Below are 1,768 nucleotides of genomic sequence, written 5' to 3'. Positions count from 1 at the left end.
GCCGGGACCGCCACCGCGGCGCCGATCGCTGCGGTCGCCGGCGCGGGCACGGACGCCGGGGTGCTCTGGGGGCCGACGTTGGTGGCCACCGCCGTCGCGTTCGGCACCGGCTACGGCGCGGTCGCCTGGTTCCTGCGCTACATCTCCACCCGCAGCTTTGCGCCGTTCGTCGTCTACCGGGTCGGCCTGGGCGTGCTGCTGCTCGGCCTGCTCGCCGCCGGTGTGCTCGATGCCGGCGCCGAAGGCCCGGCTGGTACGGGACCCGTGGGCGACACGCCCTCGGAGGCGTCGACTACGGTGGGTTGACGGTCCATGCGGCGTACGGGGCGTGGATGGCACCGATGACCCGTCGAAGCGCGGGAACGCGGCACCGGGGACGGGCTGGAGGACACGATGGATCGGCCAGGGGTCGCGGCGGCGCGACCGATCCCCCCGCGACCCGCGGCCGGTGACACGGTGAGCGCGCGGGATGCCGCCCCGGACCCGGACCTCGCCGTCGCGGTCACGGGTGGTGACGCCGCCGCACGCGCGGGTCGGCTCACGCCCGGTCTGACTCCGCCGGAGGTCGCCGAGCGGATCGCCGCCGGGTCGGTGAACGACGTGCCGCTGCGGTCGAGCCGGTCGCTCGGCGAGATCGTCCGCGCCAACGTCTTCACCCGGATCAACGCGATCATCGGCGCCCTGCTGGTACTGGTGCTCTCCGTGGGCCCGCCGCAAGACGCCCTGTTCGGCGGTGTGATCATCGCGAACACGCTGGTCGGGGTGTTCCAGGAACTACGCGCCAAACGTACGCTGGATCGCCTCGCGGTCGTCGGCGAGACCCGGCCGGTGGTCCGCCGTGACGGCGTGGCCGTCGAGCTCGCCGCGTCCGAGATCGTCCTGGACGACATCCTCGAACTCGGCCCGGGAGACAGGATTCCCGTCGACGGTGACGTCGTCGAGGCCGCCCACCTGGAGGTCGACGAGTCGCTGCTGACCGGCGAGGCCGACCCGCTGCACAAGGGACCCGGTGACCCGGTGCTGTCGGGCAGCTTCGTCGTCGCCGGCACCGGCGCGTTCCGCGCGACCCGGGTCGGCCGCGAGGCCTACGCGGCCCAGCTCGCGGAGGAGGCCAGCCGGTTCACCCTGGTGCGCTCCGAGCTTCGGGCCGGGATCAGCACGATCCTGCGGGTCGTCACCTGGATGATCATCCCGACCGGGATCGCGCTCGTCATCAGCCAGATCGTGGTCAACGACAACGACCTGCCCGAGGCGATCCGCCGGATGGTCGCCGGCCTCGTGCCGATGGTGCCCGAGGGCCTGGTGCTGCTCACCTCGGTCGCCTTTGCCGTCGGCGTGGTGCGCCTGGGCCGCCGCCAGTGCCTCGTGCAGGAACTGCCGGCGATCGAGGGCCTAGCCCGCATCGACGTCGTCTGCCTCGACAAGACGGGCACCCTCACCGAACCCGGCATGGACGTCGTCGAGGTGCGCCTCGTCGGTGCCGCCCACCCGGACGCGCTGACCCGCGACGTGCTCGGCGCACTCGGCGCCTCGGACGCCCGGCCCAACCCCAGCATGCAGGCGATCATCGACGCCTGCCCTGCGCCCGCCGGCTGGACGGCCGGCGCGCAGGCCCCGTTCTCCTCCGCCCGCAAGTGGAGTGGCGCGACGCTCACCGACCCGGCCGGCACCGCGGGCACCTGGCTGCTCGGCGCGCCGGACGTGCTGGTGGACGAGGGCCACCCGGTGCTCACCGACGCGGACGCCGACGGCGCGCGCGGCCTGCGGG

At 74.1% G+C, this 1,768-nt stretch carries 2 protein-coding genes; both read left to right on the top strand.

Annotated elements, in window-relative coordinates:
* On the top strand, positions 1-306 hold a 306-nt coding region (locus MXD58_RS26925), incomplete at its 5' end, for an undecaprenyl-diphosphate phosphatase (protein ID WP_284678902.1).
* A gap of 87 nt (positions 307-393) precedes the next feature.
* Positions 394-1,768: HAD-IC family P-type ATPase (locus tag MXD58_RS26920; RefSeq protein ID WP_250610622.1), on the top strand; the 1,375-nt coding region annotated here is incomplete at its 3' end.

Origin of the sequence: Frankia sp. AgKG'84/4 (genome assembly GCF_023242965.2) — a bacterium.
Taxonomy (GTDB): Bacteria; Actinomycetota; Actinomycetes; order Frankiales; family Frankiaceae; genus Frankia.
Note: the sequence above shows the minus strand (reverse complement) of the source record. Positions and strands in the feature narration are given on the sequence as shown.